The sequence below is a fragment of the Deinococcus depolymerans genome (assembly GCF_039522025.1).
GTDB classification, from domain to species: Bacteria; Deinococcota; Deinococci; order Deinococcales; family Deinococcaceae; genus Deinococcus; species Deinococcus depolymerans.
In genome coordinates, this window is record NZ_BAAADB010000012.1 from 75494 (window position 1) to 93048 (window position 17555).

The following is a 17555-nucleotide window of genomic DNA, read 5'->3' on the forward strand; positions in this document are numbered from 1 at the left end:
TGAGTGATCTCCGGACCCCTGCGGCGAGACGTGGAATGAGAAGTGATGTCGGGTGCGGGCTCCTGGCGTTCGCGCTGCTGACTTCCGGCACGGGAGCGTGGTGGATCAGCCGCGAGAACGTGGGGCGTCCGGCGCGGCAGGCGCAGGCGGTCGAGGCGCGTTGCGCAGCGGCGATTAAGGAGCGGCTGGGCGTGGTGACCCTCCGTGGGGACGCAGCGCCCATCAAGACCGGGGACGGCTGGACCTGGATGACGACGGCGACCGGAACTGACACCAACCGGGTGTTCTGCCTGATCCGGGGCGAGGACGCCGCGCCGCAACTGGTCGTCGGGGACGCGGCAGGGAAGATCGGTCCCTGAGGGTCACTGCCAGGCGTCGGCCATCACGGCGTTCAGGCGCTCGCGCGTGAGGGTCCGGGCGTAGGTGATGGCCGGTCCGATGAACGGTCCTGGCAGGAGGTACGCCTTGCCGCTGCGGCCGAGGCGCAGCAGGCCCCCGCGCGGCAGGGTGTTCAGGTGAACCTGCCGCTGCTCCTCGCTGAGCGCGTACGGGCCAGTCCCGAGCTCCACGAAACTCGCGTGGTTGGCCCGGTCGCCCACCACGATGCCCAGAGAGGACGCGTTGGCGTTCGAGTCGGCGTAGATCCCGCGGAGCAGTTCCCGGGTCCGTTCGTACTGACCGGGTTCCGTCGAGTAGACGTTGGCCATGGCGCCGCGCTGGGCGTGCAGCAGGCCAGTGCGGGCGCCCTGCGCGGCGAGCGCGGGAAGAGCGCGGCTGATCTCGCGTGCCCGCCGGCGCCACAGGTCCCGGCGGGCACGTTCCACTTTCACTTTCATGCGGGGGTCACCTCAGCAGTTCACTGGCCAGTCGGCGGTTTTCGAGTTGTTTCCTGCGCCGGGCTTCGTCCGGGCGTTCCGTGACGGGCAGGCCGTCGCCCAAGCGCCGCAGGCGCCACAGGTGCTGTTCGTACGGCCGGTCCACCACGCGCCAGGATCGGGTGTCGGCGGGCATGGCCCCCTCCACCTGTTGCCCGCGGTTGATTTCGTTCGACGCGGCCCGGTCTTCCAGGTAATCGGCGCGGTTCGCGAAGTGCAGGCGCTGCAGCGCGGCAATGCGGTCACGCAGCGCGGCGGGCGGCGTGGCCTGCACCTCTGACCAGGGCAGGTACGCCAGGGCCATTTGGATCAGGTCCCGGGTGGGGGACTGCTCAGCGCCGCCTCCTGCCGCTGGTGCGCAGCCAGCCTCAGCCTCAGGAACTTTCCCACCAGATCACCCAGGCCGTTCACTTCCCAGATGGCCTCAACGAGGTCCGGCAGGTCGCAGGCGCGCAGCAGTTCATGGTCTTCCGGGCGGTGCAGGCTGAAGCGTACGGTGCGTTCCATCAGGCGCAGGGCGTCCACGTCCGGCAGGTCTGTGACCTCTCCCTTGATGCGGGCGGTGAAGCTTTCGAGCATGCCCATGAACTCGGCGCTGCGGGCGGCCATGTCCGCGAACGCCCACGCCTGAACGGTCACGGTGACGCCGGAACGGAGGGGCACGGTTTTCTGGTAGGGACTCATGAATCTCCTTGAAAGGATGCGTCTCGTGTTGGCAGGAGGACGCCGCCCGGCTCAACCGAACCGGGCGGCCGCGTTGGCGGGGGTTAGGTGCCCTGGACGTACTGCACGAGGCTGGTGGCGATCAGGTTCACGATTTCTTCCACGCGGGCATTCGGCACGTCGTACACGACGCCGTCGGGTTTGGCCGTGCCGAAGTCGCCGAGGACGGCGGGCGGCACCCAGCCGAGGTTGGTGGTGCTGGTCATCTCGAACTCGTACCCGTCAAAGTCCTGGATGGTCACTTCTTGCGTGCCCTGGACGTTCGCGTTCGGGAAGACGCGGATGAGGCTGCGGCTGCCGTCTCCTTCCTCGGTGCTCAGGACGACGATGAACGCGCCTTCGCCGATGCTGCCGTCGTTGCTGTAGGCCAGGACGGCGTTCTCGTCGGTGGTGCCGGCGTCCACGAAGCTGGCCGTGCCGCTGGTGACCGTCAGGCCCTTCTGGGTGGGCCAGGCGGGCGCGGCGGCGGCACTTTCGCCGGGGACGGTCACGCGGTACAGGCGGCCGCCCGCTTCGACGAGGTCGCCGGTGGCGTAGGCGTGGGTGCTCTGGAAGGCGCTGGCGTCGGCGGGCGTGACGATGGCCTGCGTGCCGAGGTACCACTCGCGCACGGCGCTGTCGCCGGTGGCGCTGGTCTGGAAGGTGAGCTTGAAGGTGCTCTCGTCGAGGACTTCCTTGTAGGTTTTCGTGCGGCCCTTGCGGTTGCCTTTGAGGGTTTTCTTGGTGTCCTCGCGGCTGGGGGTGACGCTTTCGATCACGCCGAAGTCCGTGAACTTCCCGCCGTCGCCCTTGCGGATGCCGTGGATTTCGCGGCCGGCGGTGATGATCTTCTCGCTGCTGAGCACGTCGGGGTTGCGTTTCAGGTTCGTGTTCATGGGTTACCTCGGGTGCGCGCTGCGCACGCTGAACTGCTGGGTGATCCGGACGCTGGTACCGTGGCGTTCGGTGCGGGGCGGGACGATCAGGCGGATGGGTCCGCCCGTGCGGGGGGTGCCGCCAATGGCTTGCCGGACGAGCCGCGCGAGGGCGCTCGCGGCCTGTTCGGTGGGGGCGATGGTGTCGATGGTGGCCCAGTGCTCGTCGAACACCCCGGACGTGGTGCCGACGGGTTGCAGGTCGTGCAGCTGCACGTACCCGCCCGGGGCTTTCTGCCGCAGGTAGACGTGCAGGCCGCGCTCCCCGTTCAGGACGAGGGTGCCGGTGGCGTCCTCCTGTTCCCACTCGGCGGGTACCAGGAACTCCTCGGGCGGCAGCACGGGCACCGTGCCGGGTAGGGCGGCCTTCAGGCGGCGGGCGAGATCGTCGAGCATTCCCGTCACCGCCTCAGGAGGCACAGGGCGATGGCCTGCCCGGTGAAGTCGCTCGGCTGGGACCAGCTGCGGACCTCCAAGCGGCCGCCGTCCCAGGGGTCTGCGAGGACCGCGCCTTCGGGTGGGCGGGCGTCGTCCGGGTGGACGGTCAGGACCCGCACGTCCCGGAACGCCGCCCCCGCCGCCGTGGCGAAGGCCTCGGCAGCGGCCACCTGATCCCGGCTGCCTTTCACGGGGTCCTGGACGCTGAACCGGCACAGGTACTCGCGCGTCCGGCCGTTCTGCTCCCGCGTGAACGTGCCCTGATGCCGGTAGATCACGTCCGCGTTGGCGCGCAGCCTGGACTGCGCCCGCGCCCGGATTGCGTCGACGCGGCTCATTCGTACCCGTCCCAGTCCACGCCCCAGCCGTCCACGCTGGGAAGGAACGCCCCCAGGCTCATGGGCTGCGTGGCGACCTCCTGGCGCAGCGTGTCGGCCAGTGCCAGCCAGCGGGCGGCGGCAGCGGCGGTCTTCGAAGTGTTGGCGAAGTATTCCTCCTCGAACCCGTCCACCTTGAACCGCTTGACTTTCGGAGTGCCGTCCCCGTCCGGGGTGTCCTGCGCGGCAGCGGCTGCGGCCGTCAGGACGTCCGCCGCGACCAGCCGGACACTGCGGCGCACGCGGTAGGCGCGCACCACATTTACCTGCCCGGTCTGGAGCGCCGCGTGGTACGCCCAGGCGTCCGGGCCGACCATGACTTCCAGTTCGTCCTGCACCTCCTGGGGCAGCACGTCAGGCTCCGGAGCGGTCACGGGTCACTCCTCGTTGACGGTGAGGGGGGCGAGCTTGCGGATCTCGGCGAGGCGGCTGTCGCCGATGCCGCTGAGGTCCTTCAGGGTCTCGTCGTCGGCGTAACGGACGCTGTCGAGGGTGTAGTACCCGTTGTCGAACAGCACCTTACGGCTGGGGAACGTGGTGGGCAGCAGCTCGCCCACCACTTCGCGGTACTCGGTCAGGGCCGCCACGTCTGCCGGATCCGCAGCGGCGGCGCGCGCCTGGGTCAGCTGGGCTTCCGTCTCGCGGAGTGCCTGCTGCGCCGTGGTCAGCGCCCGGTGCAGCTCGTCGCGGTCCCGCTGCACGCGACCGAACTCCTCGGCGGTGTACGTCTGCTCACCCTGGGCGGGCGCGGGAGCCGTGGCCGGAGCGGTCGCCGGGGTGGTCTGTTCGCCCGGCTGGACGTTGCGGATTTCCGCCCCTTCGGTGTCTTTCAGCATGCCCTTGCGCGCGGCCTTCTCGTAATCGAAGTCCGCCACGTTGCCGGGCACGACGTCGCCGGGTTGCAGCCACTGACCGCCGATGTACAGGCCGGTGGGGGTGATGAGGTTCTTCATGGTGCTCCTGGGTGGCCCCATACCCTGGGGCCAGGGGTCAAGACAGCGAGAAGAAGAGAGGTTGCAGATCAGTCGCCGGCAGCGATCGCCAGGGCGTACGGGTCGCGGAGGTCAGCGCCGATCACGTCGTGAACCTTCAGCGCGAAGCCGCGGTTCTCGAAATCGCCTTCCAGATCGGTTTCGTCCACGTTGACCATGCGCGTGAACGTCTTCGGGCCGCCCTCGTAGCCTTTCAGGGTGGCCAGTTCGATGGGTTTCTGCGCGCCGTTCGCCATGACGATGTAGTCGTCCGGGCTCAGGCCTCGGCTGGCGTAGCGGTCGGGAAACTCTTCCAGCGCGTCGGCGATCATGTCCTCGACGTGCACCTTCGACATCTGGTACACGGGGTTGCGCGGGTCGCGCATCGCCAGGGCGCCGGCAGCCCCGCCGGTCGGCACGAGGTACTCGCCTTCCATACTGCGGCGCGCCAGGCGCTCCCACTTCGTACCCACGAACAGGTCTGAGGGCTTGCGCGCCACGCGGCGGCCGGTGACGGGATCTACGCGGCGGGACATCCACTCGGCGATCGCGTCCAGGTTGCTGCTCGTGGGCCCCAGGTCACCGTCCACCAGGGGAATGCGTTCCGCCTTCCGGAGGATCACGTCGAGGATGGTGAACGCGCGGGTCTGGCGGAACGTGACACCCAGCGCGGCGGCGGCCTGCGTGAACGCGCTCATGTCGTCGTTCACGTACATTTCCCACGTGAAGTTCAGGCCCAGCGCCACGTCGGACACTGTGTACCCTTCGTCCGTCTGGAAGAAGTTCGCGTACTCGATGTTCGTCGCTTCGGGGCGGATGGGCGCGAAGCGGTGGCTCAGGACGCCGGGGCGGGTGGCGTTCAGCGGTTTGAAGTTCTGCGCGGGGCGGCGGGACACGAACTGGATCAGGTCGCTTTCCGGCAGAGCGTACGCGTCCCGCTGCGCCATGTCACGCGCCTGAGCCAGGGCCAGCGGGAAGTCGCTGGTGGTCAGGGTCTCCTGGTGCATCTTGCGCACGCGGGTCAGGTCCTGAATGGTGTGCTCGACCTTGGTGAGCGCCAGTTCGCGCGCCGTGTGCTCCATCGCGCGGACGTTCGCGATTTCCTTGGTGAGGATCTCGCCGTAGTACGCCTTGTGGAAGGCCTGCTGGCCCGCTTCGAGCACGGTCAGGAGCGTCAGGGGAATGACGCGGTGCTCGGGGATGATGTTGCGGTCAGCGGCGCGCTCCAGCTCGTGGCGGATGTCTTTGATGCTCATGGTGCTCCTTCAGGGCAATGAGAGCAGACCCGCACCTGTCGGGCGGGCCTGTGGGGGCGGAGGGGCGCTGGATCAGTTGGCGCGCAGGCCGATGGTGTTGGCGTTGATCTTGTACCCGATGAACGCCGCGCCGGCCGGGGCGATGTACTTTTTGGTGGCCGTGTCGAAGTCCACCTTCCCGAACGCGGCAATGGCGGCGATGTCGGCGGCGGGCGCGGTGACCGTCATGACGATGCCGGGCAGGAAGGTACTGGCCTGCCCTTCGATCAGGCCCTGCGGGTGCTTGCCGGTCTTGGCCATGTCGGCGTTGACGCGGTCCGTCTGGGCGATGCCGTAGAACCCGGCGTTGCCGAGCTTGACGATGTCGCCGCTTTTCGTGCCGTCCGGGACCATCAGGGCGAGGGTGACGGCGCCACCGGTGTACGCGAGGTTTTTCAGGTTCTTCATGTTCGCCTCCAGGGACGCGCCCGCCCAGGCGAACAGGGCGGGCGGTGAGAGCGGTGGCCGGAGCCTGCGGTCAGATCAGGCCCGCGTGGGAGCGCACGCTTTCCATGCGGCGCTTGGGGTCGTCCGCCGGGCGGTTGCCTTCGCTGCGGCTGTTGTTGCCGCTGGGCAGGGGGACGCCGCTGGGCGCGCGGCCGCGCGCGCCTTCCTGCGCGGAGCCCTGCATCAGCGCGCGGCGTTCGTCGATCATGCTGGCCACGAGGTCGCGGGCCTCGTCGTCGCTTTCGGCGGCGGTCGCGGCGGCGATCAGAGATTCACGGAAGCGCGCGTCGAGGTCGATGTCCTTGACCTTGGGGGCCTTGGGCAGCTGAGCGCTTTCCAGCGCCGTGATGGCGATGTTGGTGCGTTTCTCGATGACCTTCTCGCGCCGCTCGCGCTGCAGCTCGGTCGTGAGGGACAGCACCGAGCGCTCCAGGGTGGTCTCGACCTGGCTGGCCGGAGCGGCCGGGGCGGCCGGCACGTTCACGGGTGTGGGGGGCGTGGCGGGCGGCGCGGCCTGCTCACGGGCCACGTCTTCCGCCACGGCGAGCATCGCGGCCTTGTACTCGGTCTGGTGCTGGGCCTTGATCTGGTCGAGGCTCAGGCCGGGGAAGCGTTCGAACAGCGCTTTCAGTTTGGGGTGCATGGTGCCCTCCTTCGGGCGGTGGGTTTCCTTCTGCCGGGCCACGCCGGACAGGTCGGAAGGGTCGGAGACGGCGTCAATGGTGAGCAGCCGGAAGTCCGGCTGGATCACGCAGATGAGTTCGTCGGGGTTGGGGGCGTCCTCCAAGCCTGGGATTTCCTTGGCGGGGATGTACTGGGCGCTGCCGGTGCCGTTGCTGCTGATGCCCACGGCGACTTTCTTCTTGAGCAACGCCCGCATGGTCTGCCCGGCGGCGTGATCGTCGATCAGGACGCCCGTGGCCTTGACCACGTCGCCCTCCATGACGAGCTGCTCGTAGATCACCCAGATGGTTTCCAGGCGACCCTTGAGCGGGTCCCAGTCATCCCAGGAGTCCTTGGGGTGTTCCAGCAGGCCCCAGAAGCGCCCGGCGGCAATGTCGTCCTGCGCGGCGGCGACCGCACCGGCCCAGACTTCGCGGCTGTAGTAGCGGCGGTTGCGGTTGACGCGGCCGGCGGTGGCCACCGTGACGTCCACGAGGGTGACGGTCTCGCCGTTGCGCTTCTCCTCGCGCAGCGTGGCGTTGCCCCGGTCAGGCCCCAGGTGTTCCGTGAGGCGCTGCGGGCGGTCACTCGTGGCGCTCTCCTGCAGGCGGAGGCGGGTGGGCGGGCAGGGCGAGCGGTTCATGTGATTGGGCATGGGACCTCCTCAGTGGTCTTCGCGAAGCACGTTCTTGGGGCCGCGCTGTTCGCGCTGGCGGCGGTCCAGCGGGACAGGGCCACCCGCTTCTTTCGTCGGGTGGCCCTGCTCATCTGGTGCGGGTTCGCGCAGCTTGCGCGGGGGCGTGTTGGGACGGTCAGGCATTCGGATCACCTCCTTTGGGCGCCGTGGTAGGGGGCGTGACCACGCCGCCGAACTGGAGGCCTGCGGCGGCCATGCGTTCGGTTTCCTCGGCCGGGTCGAAGCCCAGACTGGCGCTCAGGGATTGCGGGCTGGCCCAGCCGCTGCGCTGCGCGGCTTCGGCCCGGCGGATGCGTTCGTCCAGGCTGTCCTGCGTAATGGCGGGGAACGCCCAGGGGACCTCGATCTGAGCGGCCTTCACACGTTTTTTCTTGGGCTTGCGGGTGAGGCCGTCTGCGTTGACCTCGTACGTGGTGACCATGTACGTCCGGTCCGGCCCGTGCCGGCGCACCAGATCCGCGCGGAAGATCCGGTCGAGGTGCGATCGCAGGGCCGCGTGAATGCGTTTGACGCTGCGGATGGCGGGGAGGGTCATGCTGTCCGCCGTGGTGCGCGTGACCGTACCGCCCTCGCCCAGGTAGTGCTCCGGGAGGCCCAGCAGAGCCAGGGCGGTGAGTCGCACGAACGCCCGGGCGTCATGCTGCGCGTTCGCGGCGCCGCTGGCCGGGCTGTTGAAGCTGACCTCGTCGCTGATGACGGTCTTTCCGTCGTCCGCGAGTACCTTGGCGAGCGTCAGCATGCCGCCCTTCCTGGGCATACGGCGGTACGCCTGGCGCTTCTCGTTGAAGATCGCGCGGCTGTTGGGGTCCTTGCGGTCCACGAACACGGTCTGCACGCCGAGGATGCGGCCTTGCAGGTCGTGGGTGTTGAGGCGGTGCCCGAGGAGTTCCAGGTACGCCTGAGCTGGGGCGACGGCGCGCATGGCGACCGGCCAGCCGCGTGCGTCGTTCCACAGGGCGTTGTGGGCCGTCCACACGAACTGCCCGGCCTCCCAGGTGAGCTCCTGGCCGCTGCTGTCTTTCGCCTGGACGCGGGTGGGGCCGCTCATGGGGTCGGCGGTGACCACGACGCCCCGGTCAATGTCGAGGTGGCCGATCCGGGCGGGCTGGTCGCCAGTCTCCTCAAGGGGGAACACGGCGCAGAGTTCACCGTCGAGCAGGTACTCGGTCACGAGCCGGTTGCTCATGAGGTTGCCGAGGTCGTTCGTGTCCCACAGGTCGGCCAGAGCCGTCTGCGCGGCCTTGTCGGCGTTCAGGGGGCTGTACGTGAACTCGTCGCCGATCAGGAGGGCCACGGCGATTTCGACGGCCGCGCCGAACAGCGGGTTGGTGAAGAACGCTCGGCGCGTCTGGCGGCGGACGGCGTCCCGGTCCAGGCCGTAGATGGGGCTGCCGCTGGGGCCGGTGCCGAGGGAGCCTTCCTGCCACCAGGGACCTGCGCCTTGCGTGGTTTCGCTGTTGCTTTCGTGCAGGGGTTCGCCGTCTGGGCCGTAGAGCATGAGTCACCTCCAAAAGGTCATGCGGTACAACGGACCGGACCCGCGATGAGGCGGGTCCGGTCCGTTGTTTGAGTGCGTGGCGAAACTATTCCTGTGGTGGGTTGACTGCGGCACTTAGGCAGGCAGGATCGCCTTGGTCAATGATGCCGGATGCGTTCTGCGTACCGTATTCCACGTCATCCAGTGTCCAAGCGGGTTCGGCGGGCAGGTTGAACCCATCGAACACCGTGTAGGTGAAGGTCCCGGTCTCCTCTGGAGGGACGTGTGTGTACGCGTCCTCGGAGTTGTACGTCCGGCCGCTAAGGCTGAGCTTGATGGCGTCGATATAGCAGCCCGTGGGGTTGTAGAGATAAATGAACGCGGACTCGCCGATGACTTCAAGGCGGGCGTTTCCCTTGAGGCGCTGCAGGAGGGCCGCCTTGCCATTCTCGTACTCGTCCCGGTTATCTGCGGCTTTCTGCTCGGCTGCGGCGGTGACCTCTGCGCGGCGCGCGGCCGCCTGACGCTCGATTCGTGAGCGGCACTCCAGGCGGTCTCCGACGCCACTCCACCCGTCAGGAGTCAGAGCCTGGACGCACCCGTTGAGCCGGGAGGTTCGGACGGTGTTTCCATTGATCACGCCGAGACTCCAAGGGGTCGGCCAGATGAGATATCCGACCAGTACAGCGGCAAGGACAGCGGCAATCCACCAGAGGTTACGCACGCCCCAGTCTATGAAGTGAACGGAGGGTTGTCAGTCGAAGTCCAGCGCGTAGTCCTCCAGGTCCGCGATGGCACTGGAGAGGGATCCGGCCCGTGCGAACAGGCGTTCCGGGGCGAGGGCGAGCACCGCGCCGTCCCCGTCGTCGGGGGACTGGCCTTTGGTGCGCTTCTTGAAGTCGTTCTTCTTCTCCAGCTTGCGCACGTCGCGGCCGCCCTTGGTGACGTACGCGTACTTCCGCTCGGTCACGTCGCGCTTGAGCAGCAGGGGCGGGTCCTCGATGCGGGTGACGCTGAGCACCTCGTCCGCCAGGGCGTACATCTCGGTCACGAGATCCGCGTACTGCTCGGGATCGTTGGGGCTGCTGCCGAACGCCACCTCGTGCACGAGGTACCCGTCCGGGAAGAGGGCAGCCAGCTCGACATGCTTGCGCAGTGCGTCGATGATGCCGCTGCCGTACCCGGCGTCCACGCGGATGCTCAGGCGGGTGACGCCCAGCGCGGCGAGGCGACGGGCGACCTTGACCACGGCCTGCACGTAGCGGTCGGTGCGGGTCATGCTGTCGAGTTCCTGAGCGCCCTGGATGGCCTCCTCGAACCGCAGGAGTTGCCGGAAGAGGCTGTACACGGTGCCGGCGTCGTCCCCGTACCGGCCGCAGTCCACGCCGATCTGCGCGGCCCAGATGATCCGCACGGTGTGCCCGGCGCCGCGGTACGTGACGTGTGGGTCGAAGGTGGTGAGGTCCTGACCGGGGAATAGGTCGCGGACGGTCGCGCCCAACGCCAGGGGCGGGTTCACGTCGAAGGTGGGCGTGGGCTCCGGCGTGCGCTCCAGGCAGGCGTCGAAGCGTCCGGCGCTGATAAACGTGTCCCCACCGCCGCCGCTCGGGGCGATGCCCAGCGCGCCGTACAGGAACCCGCGCTTGGGTGCGAAGACCGTCCCGGCCGGGTGGAAACCGCCGCCTGCCTTGGGGACGTTCCAGGGGACGGTGAACGTGTGTTTCGTCTCGTCCATGACCGGCACGACCTCGCACCCGAAGGTGCGCTGGTCCTCGATCATTTCGTTGAAGGTGCTGCGGGTGGTGCCGCCGGGTACTTCGGTGGTGCCGTTCCAGACGTTTGGGAAGTCCGTCAGGGACAGGCGGTACACCTTCGCGAGCGGGTGGCGCTTCATCTCCTGGAAGGTGCTGGTCGAGGTCTTGGGGTTGGCGTACAGGACCCAGAGGCGCACGGTGTTGCCGGTGAACTGGCGCTTCACGGCGTCGTACATGAACTCCGCGATGCCCTCCGCCTCTTCGAACACCCAGAGGTGGAAGTCGTTGTGCTGGCCCTGCACGCGCTCCGTGCCGGTGCCGCCCGCGTCGTTCGTGACGAAGCCCATGGCGAAGTGCTCGGCGCTCGTCTCGGCGCGCATGTCCTTGGGCATCAGGCCCGGCATGACGTTCTTCCGCCGGGCGAGGGCGTTGGCGACGTGCATGCGCAGGTTCTTCCAGAGGGTGTCGCGCACCTGATCGTTCGTGTTCGCCGTCGACTGCACCACGCACGGGCCGAAGCACCGGTAGAACCACGCGATCACCGGCGCGCCCAGCCCGTAGGTCTTCCCGACGCCGTGCGCTGCCTCGATCACGAACACGTACGGCACGTCCGACTCCCCCGCCAGCTGGCGGGTCACGCTCTCCTGAATGTCCTGCAGGATCTCGTACTGGCCGGGCTTGCCGTTCACGCCCTTCCAGGGGGTCATGCCCAGGACCCGCTCGCAGAACCCGATCAGGTCATGCCCGTACCGCTCCCGCCAGCGGGTCTGCTCGTCCCGCTTGGGTCCTTCGGGTTTGAGCTTCCCTGCTTCCCGCAGGCGCACCCGCGCAATGGCCTGGAGCACCTGCTTCCGGGTCAGCCAGGACGGTACGCGACCCGTGGCATTCCGTTGGGTCACGCCTGCTCATCCTGCGGCGCGTCCGGGGTCGGTTCCAGAGCGCGGGCCTGCCGCTCCAGCTCCATGCCCTCGTCGATCAGATCAAGCAGTTCACTTGCGGAAAGAGCGGTCGGGTCAATCTGCGCAAGCTCCCGCACGCGCTTCGTGCTGTCCTCGTTAAATTTCGTCATCGTCTGATTCCTCCGGCGGCAACATGCCCGCCACGCGCCACAGCGTCGCCTCATCCAGCGAGTCCAGATCCTCCGGCGTGCGGATCCGCCCGAAGTTCACGTTGATTTCCTCCATGCCCAGCGCCTTGCGCTCCAGCTCCGCGCCGATCTTGATGGCGCGCGACACGTCGAGCATGTCCATGTCCTCGGGTTTCTGGTGCGCAAGGCCCCGGACGCCCAGGGTCACGAGGGCCGTGCCGACCTTCAGCTGCCGCTGGCGCACCTCGGTCTTGACGTCCAGGTCCGCCGCCCTGAGGCGACCGTCAACTTCCCGACGCATCTGAAGCCGCAGCTCGGGCCAATCTTCCGCGCTGGACCGGCGTTCGATCTGCCGTTCGCTGGGCGCGCCGGGTTTGGCGGCGAGGCTGGCGAGCGTGACGGTGTCGTCACCTCGGATGTATTCGCGGCGGATGGCGAGCCAGTCGTGCTTGACGCGCTTGTCGTTCTGGGGCTTCGCCCCGCTGCTGCTGCGGGTTTTTTTCTTCTTGGGGGTCGATGTCTTGGGTTCTTTCTTGGGGGCGTCGGCCTTGGCGGTGGGGGGTCGCTTGGCGACGGGTTTGCGTTTGGCGGGGCTGGGCATGGGTGATCACCTCCTGGGGTGGGTGGGCTCGTTCCCCGCGGGGAACGGTGTGGGTGTGAGCCAGACGAGCCACCGCTGTCCGCGCTGCTTGACCTTGGCGACGCGATATTCACGGCCTTGGTGGTGCAGGGCTTGGCCGAGTGCGGGGGCGTAGGGGAGGGCCAGGTAGGGGGTGCGAGGCATGGACAGATGCTGGCTGTTGGGGCGGGCACCGCTTTACCAGATCTGGCTCAGGTACGCGTTGGCGTCCAGCCCTTGCTGAATTCGGTCTTGTGCTGGGTGCCGCGTTCGGTCATGCCGCCCCGGTCGTAGAGGCGGACCACCTCTTCGCGTTCCATGCCGCAGCGGGTCATGACCTGCTCGACCGTCAGGCCTTCCTCGTCCCGGAGTTTGCGGACGATGGCAGCCATGGGCAGGACGCCGTGCTCGCCCCTGGCGCGGTTGTGGCGGATGGTGCTGAGCATCTGATCGCCGTGCGCGGGGGGTTGCAGGCGGACGACGGGCACGAGGCCGCCGGTCATGGCGTAGATGCGCGGGTCGGCGCTGACAGTCCAGCGGTGGAAGCCGTCCACGACCTCGCCGTCGGGCCTCGCCACAATGGGTTGCGTCCAGCCGTCCTCGAGGATGCTGACCTTCAGCAACTCCAGTTCCGGCTTGGCGACGTGGTTGGGGTTGTACGCGTTGGCGTGCAGGTCTTCGCGGGGCACCCAGTCGATGTGGCTGAGGGGCTGCTGGTCGCGTCCGTGTTTCATTCGGTGGCTCCTGTGAGGGCGCGGATCTCTTCCAGTTCTGTGAGGTACGGCTGGAGGTTCGCGAGGTACTTGGCGTGCGCGGCGGCGAACTCCTCCGGGGTCTTGCGGCCGATCTTGGGTTGGCGGCGCTGCTTGAAGTTCCCGCGCATGGCCATCTTCACGAAGAACGCCCAGTCGTACCCGGTGAGCGGGTGGGCGACGCTTGGCGCCAGCTGGTCGGCGGTCTTGCGGTAGTGCATGCGGAGGTGGCTTCGGATGCCCTTGCTGACCTGCTCCCGCTCTGCTTCCGGGAAGTTGGCGGTCACCAACTCGCGCAGCCAGGTCTCGTAGGTGATGCCGGGCGGCTTGTCCGGGATGTCCCCGAAGGCGTACAGCTCCGTCCTGCTGTACCGCTTGGCGGTCTGCGCGCCGGGCACGCGCGCGAGCATGCGGTCCCAGAGGGCCGGCTCGCACTGGTGGTACTGGTCGAGGCGCTGCATGGGTTCCTCTCCGAACGGCGGGGCGAGGCGTTGCTTGCCGGGCGTGAAGCCGATCTGGTCGAGCAGGTCATAGACCCGGCAGTAATCCCAGTCCAGCAGCTTGGGCGCGAGCCACACGTCGGCGGTGGTCCAGTCGTAGATGGGGTAGGCCTTCCAGACGTTGCCCGCGTGCTGGACGTCCGTGGCTCCGCCGTACCCGCCGCTGTCCTTGACGATGTAGTTGTCTTCCACGCGCCGGGAGACGGCCGCGCGGCGGATCAGGCTCTCGTCGGCGCGGATGCCCAGGAGCTGCACGCAGTTCCCCATGGACGGCGGGAACAGCAGCCCGCTGAGTTCCGGGATGCTCAGGCGCGCGGCGGGGTCGGTGGGGTCGTAGCCGGGCAGGGCCGTGATCGCCTTGGGCGGCAGGTCGCGCACCCACAGGTGACGGTCCTCCGGAGCCCAGGGGTACCAGACGGGCGACTCGGATGAGCAGGCGTTGCGATGCTTGACCGGCACGCAGATCCACTTCAGCGCCACGTCCGGGTCCTGCGCGACGCGGCGGACGTAGTCGATGTTCTCGGTGTAGATGCACTCCTCATCCCAGAACACGACTTCGAGCGGGGTGCGGCCGAGTTCGCGGGCGGCCTCCAGCGCCAGGTTGAGCACGATCGTGCTGTCCTTGCCGCCGCTGAAGCTCACGCTGACGTGGTCGAACAGTTCGAAGACGTGCCGGATCCGGGTGCGGGCCAGGGTCAGCACGTCCTCCTCGGTCGGCGCGGACTTCAGGCGGCTGTTCGCGGGGTTGTACCGGAAGGGTTTGAGGCCCTCGGCGGGGGCGCTGATGCCGAGCTGGTCCCGTAAGGCCTGCTGGTTCACGGGGTCCATGCGGGTCCCCCTTGTGCGCTCCGGAGGCTGGCGGTCGTCGAGAGGGGGTGCGAGGTCTCGCCCTGCACGCTGAAGCGGGTCACGGTCTGGTCGGGCAGCGGCTCACTGCCAGGGAAGGGCAGACTGCACAGGTAGGTGCCGGCAGGATCGCGCCGGACGTGCAGGGGGTGCGCGCGCCGGGCGGCCGTCACGGATCCGTCCGCGTCCAGCACCAGCAGCGCCAGGGGCAGGCCGGGCGTGAGGTGGTCGAGGAGGCTGGCCACGCCCGACAGGGTGACGGCGCGGGCGAGCAGCTGGCCCAGGACCTCGCTGTCACTGCCCGTCTGGAGCGTGAGCCCGTGCGTGGTCGCGTGGAACCGGTGCGCGGGGACCGTGCCGTTGTGAGCGATGAACAGCGGGCCCGCTTGGAGGGGCTGCACGCAGCTGAGATCCTGGTAGTGCCCGGCAGTGGTCATGCGGGCGTGCCCGATCACGCTGTCCACCACGGTAGACAGACCGGCCGGATTGACCGCGCCAAGCGCGACGTGCCGCACGCCTGCCGCAGCGTGCCCGTGGGCGTGCGGGCCGCGCGTGCCGGCGAGGGTGGCGAGGTGGGCGAGCAGGTCCGCCTGTGGCGGGCCGCTGCGGCGGTGGTAGCCGTACACGCCGCACATCAGCTCAGACCTCGGGCGGTCATGAACGCGCGGGCCTGGGGCAGCACGGTCGCGGCCTCCCGGACGATGTCCGGGTCGATCTGCCACGTTTCAATCCAGCCCTGCTCAGGGCTGCTGGTGTACAGGCGCTGCGCCCAGTTGCCGGTGCCGACCTGCCAGCCGCGCGGGTACCCGTAGATGGGCGGCAGGCTGTAGCCCTCGCGCTTCAGCAGGGCCAGGACCGCCTCGTGCGGCCAGTGGCGGATCGGACTGTACCGCGTGACGCCCTCGCGGTTGGTGTACAGGCCGTCCTCGCCGCAGTGATTCCCCTCGGCGTGCCGGCGGCCGAGCACCAGGACGTCCAGCTGGTGTTGTGCGAAGTACCGCTTCTGCGCGGCGTGCTGCACGAGCCTGAACCAGCGGGCGTTGTCCTGCGGGGTCTGCGGGAACAGCATCCGGGGGTGGCGGGCCAGCCACGTGAGGTCCTGGCCGGTGTTGATGACCTGCACGAGTGGCGGCATGTGGTCGGTGGTCCAGGCCAGGAACTCCGGGTACTCGAGGTTCGTCATGGCGAACACGCAGGCCTGGATCTGGAATTGCGCGCACAGCCACTCGATCACGAGGCTGTCCTTGCCGCCGCTCCAGGCGAAGGCGACCCGCTTGCCGGCGAGGCGCTGTCCCATCTCCGCGAGCGTGGTGGCGACCAGGGCGTCCAGTTGCGCGGCCGGGTACAGCTGCTCGACGTTCGCCCAGGCATTGTTCCAGGCGTCCTGGCCGCTGACCTGCTTGCGGGGAATCGCGGCCGTCACGCGTCGCCCCCGGCGCAGCTGCTCACGTCGGGCCGGTCCTCGGTGAGGAAGATCGTCTGCGCCATCATCCGGAAGCCGCTCATGCGCTCGCGGAACACCTCGATGCTTTCCTCCGGGTGAACGGAGTCGATCACGGCGTTCGGCCCGATGGCGTTGAACTGATGACTGACCCCGCGCGGGATCTGCATGTCGACAAACGAGTTCTCGGGGACCACGAGGTTGTAGCGGGTGCGCTGCACGCCGTCCGGCAGGTCGGGCAGGTCGTCGGTGAACTGCTCAGGCATGAACGGAGTCACGCCCTTCACGTCGGTCACGATGAACGGCGAGAGGCTACCCACGCGGATGGTGGTGCCCGGCCCGGTCATCATCCGCACGAAGCGCGTGCCGGTGTGCAGGTGCATCCGCGAGCAGATCCCGCGCTCGGTCACGTCATAGAAGTCCATCAGGTACCGGCTGCTGGCGTACCCGTCGAAGGGTTTCTCCAGCATGTACACGTCGCCTTCCTCGAACTCCTGGGCGCGGATGATGCCGTCCAGATCCGGGCTGCGCGCGGCGCGGCTGGCGTGGCTGGCGCGGACGATCCGGGCGAACGCCCACACGACCTGGCTGGCCAGCTCGGCGCTCAGCTGCAGCACGGGCGTCACAACATTGCGGGCCGGATCGACGAACGCGGCCACGTCGTGGATTTCGTTCTCGTCGTCGGCGTGCTGCTTCATCGGGTCGAGGGTCATGCGCTTACCCCGTTCGCAGTGGCGTACTGGCGGATCAGCGCCATGAACGCGGCGGGCGTGGTTTCCAGGCCAGTCTTCGCGCGCACGTCTTTCAGGACGGCCAGTGCCTCGTTCCGTTCGCTGACGGGCAGGACCACGACTAGCTGCACGTATTCCTCGCCACCGGGCGGCGGCGGGGTCGTGATGGTGGGCGCGGCGGGCGCTGGCACGGGCGCTGACGGGGTGGCGATGGCCGCGCCGGGGTCAGCAGCCTGGGTGCCCATGTCCTGCACCTGGGGCATTCCAGCAGGCGTGGCGGCCATGGTGGGCGCGGCCGTCATGGGCGGGGTGATCAGGTCGTTCAGGAACTCGCTGGGCGGGAGTTGTACGGCGGCCGCGGCGGCGGTGGTCTCCTGCACGAACGCGTCGAGGTCGAACCCGGCGACGGCGCGCAGGCTGTCGTCCAGGCTGCCGAGCATCCCGGCGAGCAGATCCTCGTTCCAGCCGCCGAGCTCCGAGGTGCGGTTGTGGGCGATCAGGTACGCGCTGGCCTCGCTCTCGTCCGCGAAGGACCCGCCGCGCGTGACAGGGATGAGCCACATCCCGTCCTCGCGCACTTGCACGAACTGGGGGGCAGGCTGCCCGCTGGCGTGCGCGCGCTCCAGCACACTGAGGCGGCCGTGCCCGGCGATCAGTCGCCCGGTGGTCTCGTCGATGGCGAGGGGATCGCGGAACCCAAAGCGGCTGATGCTGGCGGCGATGGCGCCGTCCGCGTGCTCTTTGGGGTTGCCGGGCCAGCGGGCGAGATCGGCGAGGGGCAGGTACTCGATCCGCAGGGTTGATGCGGCAGCCGGGGCCTGAGTTTTCTTACTGGACATGCGTACTCCAACCCGACTGCCCACCGTGCACGTCGCGCGGTGGGCTCCCATCGGGGCGACGCCAAGGATTTGCCCGGGGGGCAGCGGCGTCTTGAGGTGATCGCGGGGC

Annotated in this window: 24 protein-coding genes; 1 reads left to right on the forward strand and 23 read right to left on the reverse strand. The window is 68.6% G+C overall.

The window, feature by feature from the left end; translation table 11 throughout:
- Window positions 1-35 precede the first annotated feature (35 nt).
- Window positions 36-359 carry a hypothetical protein gene (locus tag ABDZ66_RS07550; protein ID WP_343757457.1) on the forward strand — a complete coding sequence of 108 codons (324 nt, stop codon included), beginning with the start codon at window positions 36-38 and terminating at the stop codon, window positions 357-359.
- Window positions 360-362: 3 nt separating this feature from the next.
- On the opposite strand, the gene ABDZ66_RS07555 is transcribed toward ABDZ66_RS07550, so the two are convergent.
- From ABDZ66_RS07555 to ABDZ66_RS07665, 23 genes are all read right to left on the reverse strand, one after another.
- Window positions 363-836 carry a hypothetical protein gene (locus ABDZ66_RS07555; RefSeq protein WP_343757458.1) on the reverse strand — a complete coding sequence of 158 codons (474 nt, stop codon included), beginning with the start codon at window positions 834-836 and terminating at the stop codon, window positions 363-365.
- Window positions 837-843: 7 nt separating this feature from the next.
- Entirely contained in the window at window positions 844-1179 is a 336-nt protein-coding gene (locus ABDZ66_RS07560; RefSeq protein ID WP_343757459.1) for a hypothetical protein, read from the reverse strand.
- 5 nt (window positions 1180-1184) lie between these two features.
- A complete protein-coding gene (locus tag ABDZ66_RS07565; protein ID WP_343757460.1) occupies window positions 1185-1559 on the reverse strand; it encodes a protein kinase family protein in 375 nt (124 codons plus the stop codon).
- 83 nt (window positions 1560-1642) lie between these two features.
- Entirely contained in the window at window positions 1643-2473 is an 831-nt protein-coding gene (locus tag ABDZ66_RS07570; protein WP_343757461.1) for a hypothetical protein, read from the reverse strand.
- 3 nt (window positions 2474-2476) lie between these two features.
- Window positions 2477-2917 (reverse strand): hypothetical protein, encoded by a 441-nt coding sequence (locus ABDZ66_RS07575; protein ID WP_343757463.1) that lies wholly within the window; start codon window positions 2915-2917, stop codon window positions 2477-2479.
- The gene (locus ABDZ66_RS07580) at window positions 2914-3288 is read right to left on the reverse strand and encodes a hypothetical protein (protein ID WP_343757464.1); all 375 of its coding nucleotides are present in this window, start codon (window positions 3286-3288) and stop codon (window positions 2914-2916) included. The genes ABDZ66_RS07575 and ABDZ66_RS07580 overlap by 4 nt, the downstream gene beginning before the upstream one ends.
- Complete coding sequence (locus ABDZ66_RS07585) at window positions 3285-3701, reverse strand: hypothetical protein (RefSeq protein ID WP_343757465.1); 417 nt, start codon at window positions 3699-3701, stop codon at window positions 3285-3287. The genes ABDZ66_RS07580 and ABDZ66_RS07585 overlap by 4 nt, the downstream gene beginning before the upstream one ends.
- A gap of 3 nt (window positions 3702-3704) precedes the next feature.
- The gene (locus tag ABDZ66_RS07590; protein WP_343757466.1) at window positions 3705-4280 is read right to left on the reverse strand and encodes a hypothetical protein; all 576 of its coding nucleotides are present in this window, start codon (window positions 4278-4280) and stop codon (window positions 3705-3707) included.
- Window positions 4281-4348: 68 nt separating this feature from the next.
- Window positions 4349-5554 carry a phage major capsid protein gene (locus ABDZ66_RS07595; protein WP_343757467.1) on the reverse strand — a complete coding sequence of 402 codons (1206 nt, stop codon included), beginning with the start codon at window positions 5552-5554 and terminating at the stop codon, window positions 4349-4351.
- Window positions 5555-5626: 72 nt separating this feature from the next.
- Window positions 5627-6001 (reverse strand): hypothetical protein, encoded by a 375-nt coding sequence (locus ABDZ66_RS07600; RefSeq protein ID WP_343757468.1) that lies wholly within the window; start codon window positions 5999-6001, stop codon window positions 5627-5629.
- Between the two features lie 70 nt (window positions 6002-6071).
- Window positions 6072-7358: a hypothetical protein gene (locus tag ABDZ66_RS07605; protein WP_343757469.1), complete on the reverse strand. Its 1287-nt coding sequence runs from the start codon at window positions 7356-7358 to the stop codon at window positions 6072-6074.
- A gap of 9 nt (window positions 7359-7367) precedes the next feature.
- Window positions 7368-7523, reverse strand: coding sequence for a hypothetical protein (locus tag ABDZ66_RS07610; protein ID WP_343757470.1), 156 nt, complete (start codon window positions 7521-7523; stop codon window positions 7368-7370).
- Window positions 7516-8898, reverse strand: a complete 1383-nt coding sequence (locus ABDZ66_RS07615; RefSeq protein ID WP_343757471.1) for a hypothetical protein — start codon at window positions 8896-8898, stop codon at window positions 7516-7518. Before ABDZ66_RS07615 ends, ABDZ66_RS07610 begins: the two co-directional genes overlap by 8 nt.
- 85 nt (window positions 8899-8983) lie before the next feature.
- Complete coding sequence (locus ABDZ66_RS07620) at window positions 8984-9601, reverse strand: hypothetical protein (RefSeq protein ID WP_343757472.1); 618 nt, start codon at window positions 9599-9601, stop codon at window positions 8984-8986.
- Between the two features lie 30 nt (window positions 9602-9631).
- Window positions 9632-11530, reverse strand: coding sequence for a hypothetical protein (locus tag ABDZ66_RS07625; protein ID WP_343757473.1), 1899 nt, complete (start codon window positions 11528-11530; stop codon window positions 9632-9634).
- Window positions 11527-11700, reverse strand: a complete 174-nt coding sequence (locus ABDZ66_RS07630; RefSeq protein ID WP_343757474.1) for a hypothetical protein — start codon at window positions 11698-11700, stop codon at window positions 11527-11529. Before ABDZ66_RS07630 ends, ABDZ66_RS07625 begins: the two co-directional genes overlap by 4 nt.
- Complete coding sequence (locus ABDZ66_RS07635) at window positions 11687-12319, reverse strand: hypothetical protein (protein ID WP_343757475.1); 633 nt, start codon at window positions 12317-12319, stop codon at window positions 11687-11689. Before ABDZ66_RS07635 ends, ABDZ66_RS07630 begins: the two co-directional genes overlap by 14 nt.
- A gap of 230 nt (window positions 12320-12549) precedes the next feature.
- A complete protein-coding gene (locus tag ABDZ66_RS07640; RefSeq protein WP_343757476.1) occupies window positions 12550-13071 on the reverse strand; it encodes an IbrB-like domain-containing protein in 522 nt (173 codons plus the stop codon).
- Window positions 13068-14417, reverse strand: a complete 1350-nt coding sequence (locus ABDZ66_RS07645; RefSeq protein WP_343757477.1) for a phosphoadenosine phosphosulfate reductase domain-containing protein — start codon at window positions 14415-14417, stop codon at window positions 13068-13070. The genes ABDZ66_RS07640 and ABDZ66_RS07645 overlap by 4 nt, the downstream gene beginning before the upstream one ends.
- The gene (locus tag ABDZ66_RS07650) at window positions 14405-15070 is read right to left on the reverse strand and encodes a class II glutamine amidotransferase (RefSeq protein ID WP_343757478.1); all 666 of its coding nucleotides are present in this window, start codon (window positions 15068-15070) and stop codon (window positions 14405-14407) included. Before ABDZ66_RS07650 ends, ABDZ66_RS07645 begins: the two co-directional genes overlap by 13 nt.
- Entirely contained in the window at window positions 15070-15858 is a 789-nt protein-coding gene (locus tag ABDZ66_RS07655) for a phosphoadenosine phosphosulfate reductase domain-containing protein (RefSeq protein WP_343757479.1), read from the reverse strand. Before ABDZ66_RS07655 ends, ABDZ66_RS07650 begins: the two co-directional genes overlap by 1 nt.
- The gene (locus tag ABDZ66_RS07660; RefSeq protein ID WP_343757480.1) at window positions 15855-16589 is read right to left on the reverse strand and encodes a hypothetical protein; all 735 of its coding nucleotides are present in this window, start codon (window positions 16587-16589) and stop codon (window positions 15855-15857) included. Before ABDZ66_RS07660 ends, ABDZ66_RS07655 begins: the two co-directional genes overlap by 4 nt.
- A complete protein-coding gene (locus tag ABDZ66_RS07665; protein WP_343757481.1) occupies window positions 16586-17446 on the reverse strand; it encodes a ParB N-terminal domain-containing protein in 861 nt (286 codons plus the stop codon). The genes ABDZ66_RS07660 and ABDZ66_RS07665 overlap by 4 nt, the downstream gene beginning before the upstream one ends.
- Window positions 17447-17555: the final 109 nt, after the last annotated feature.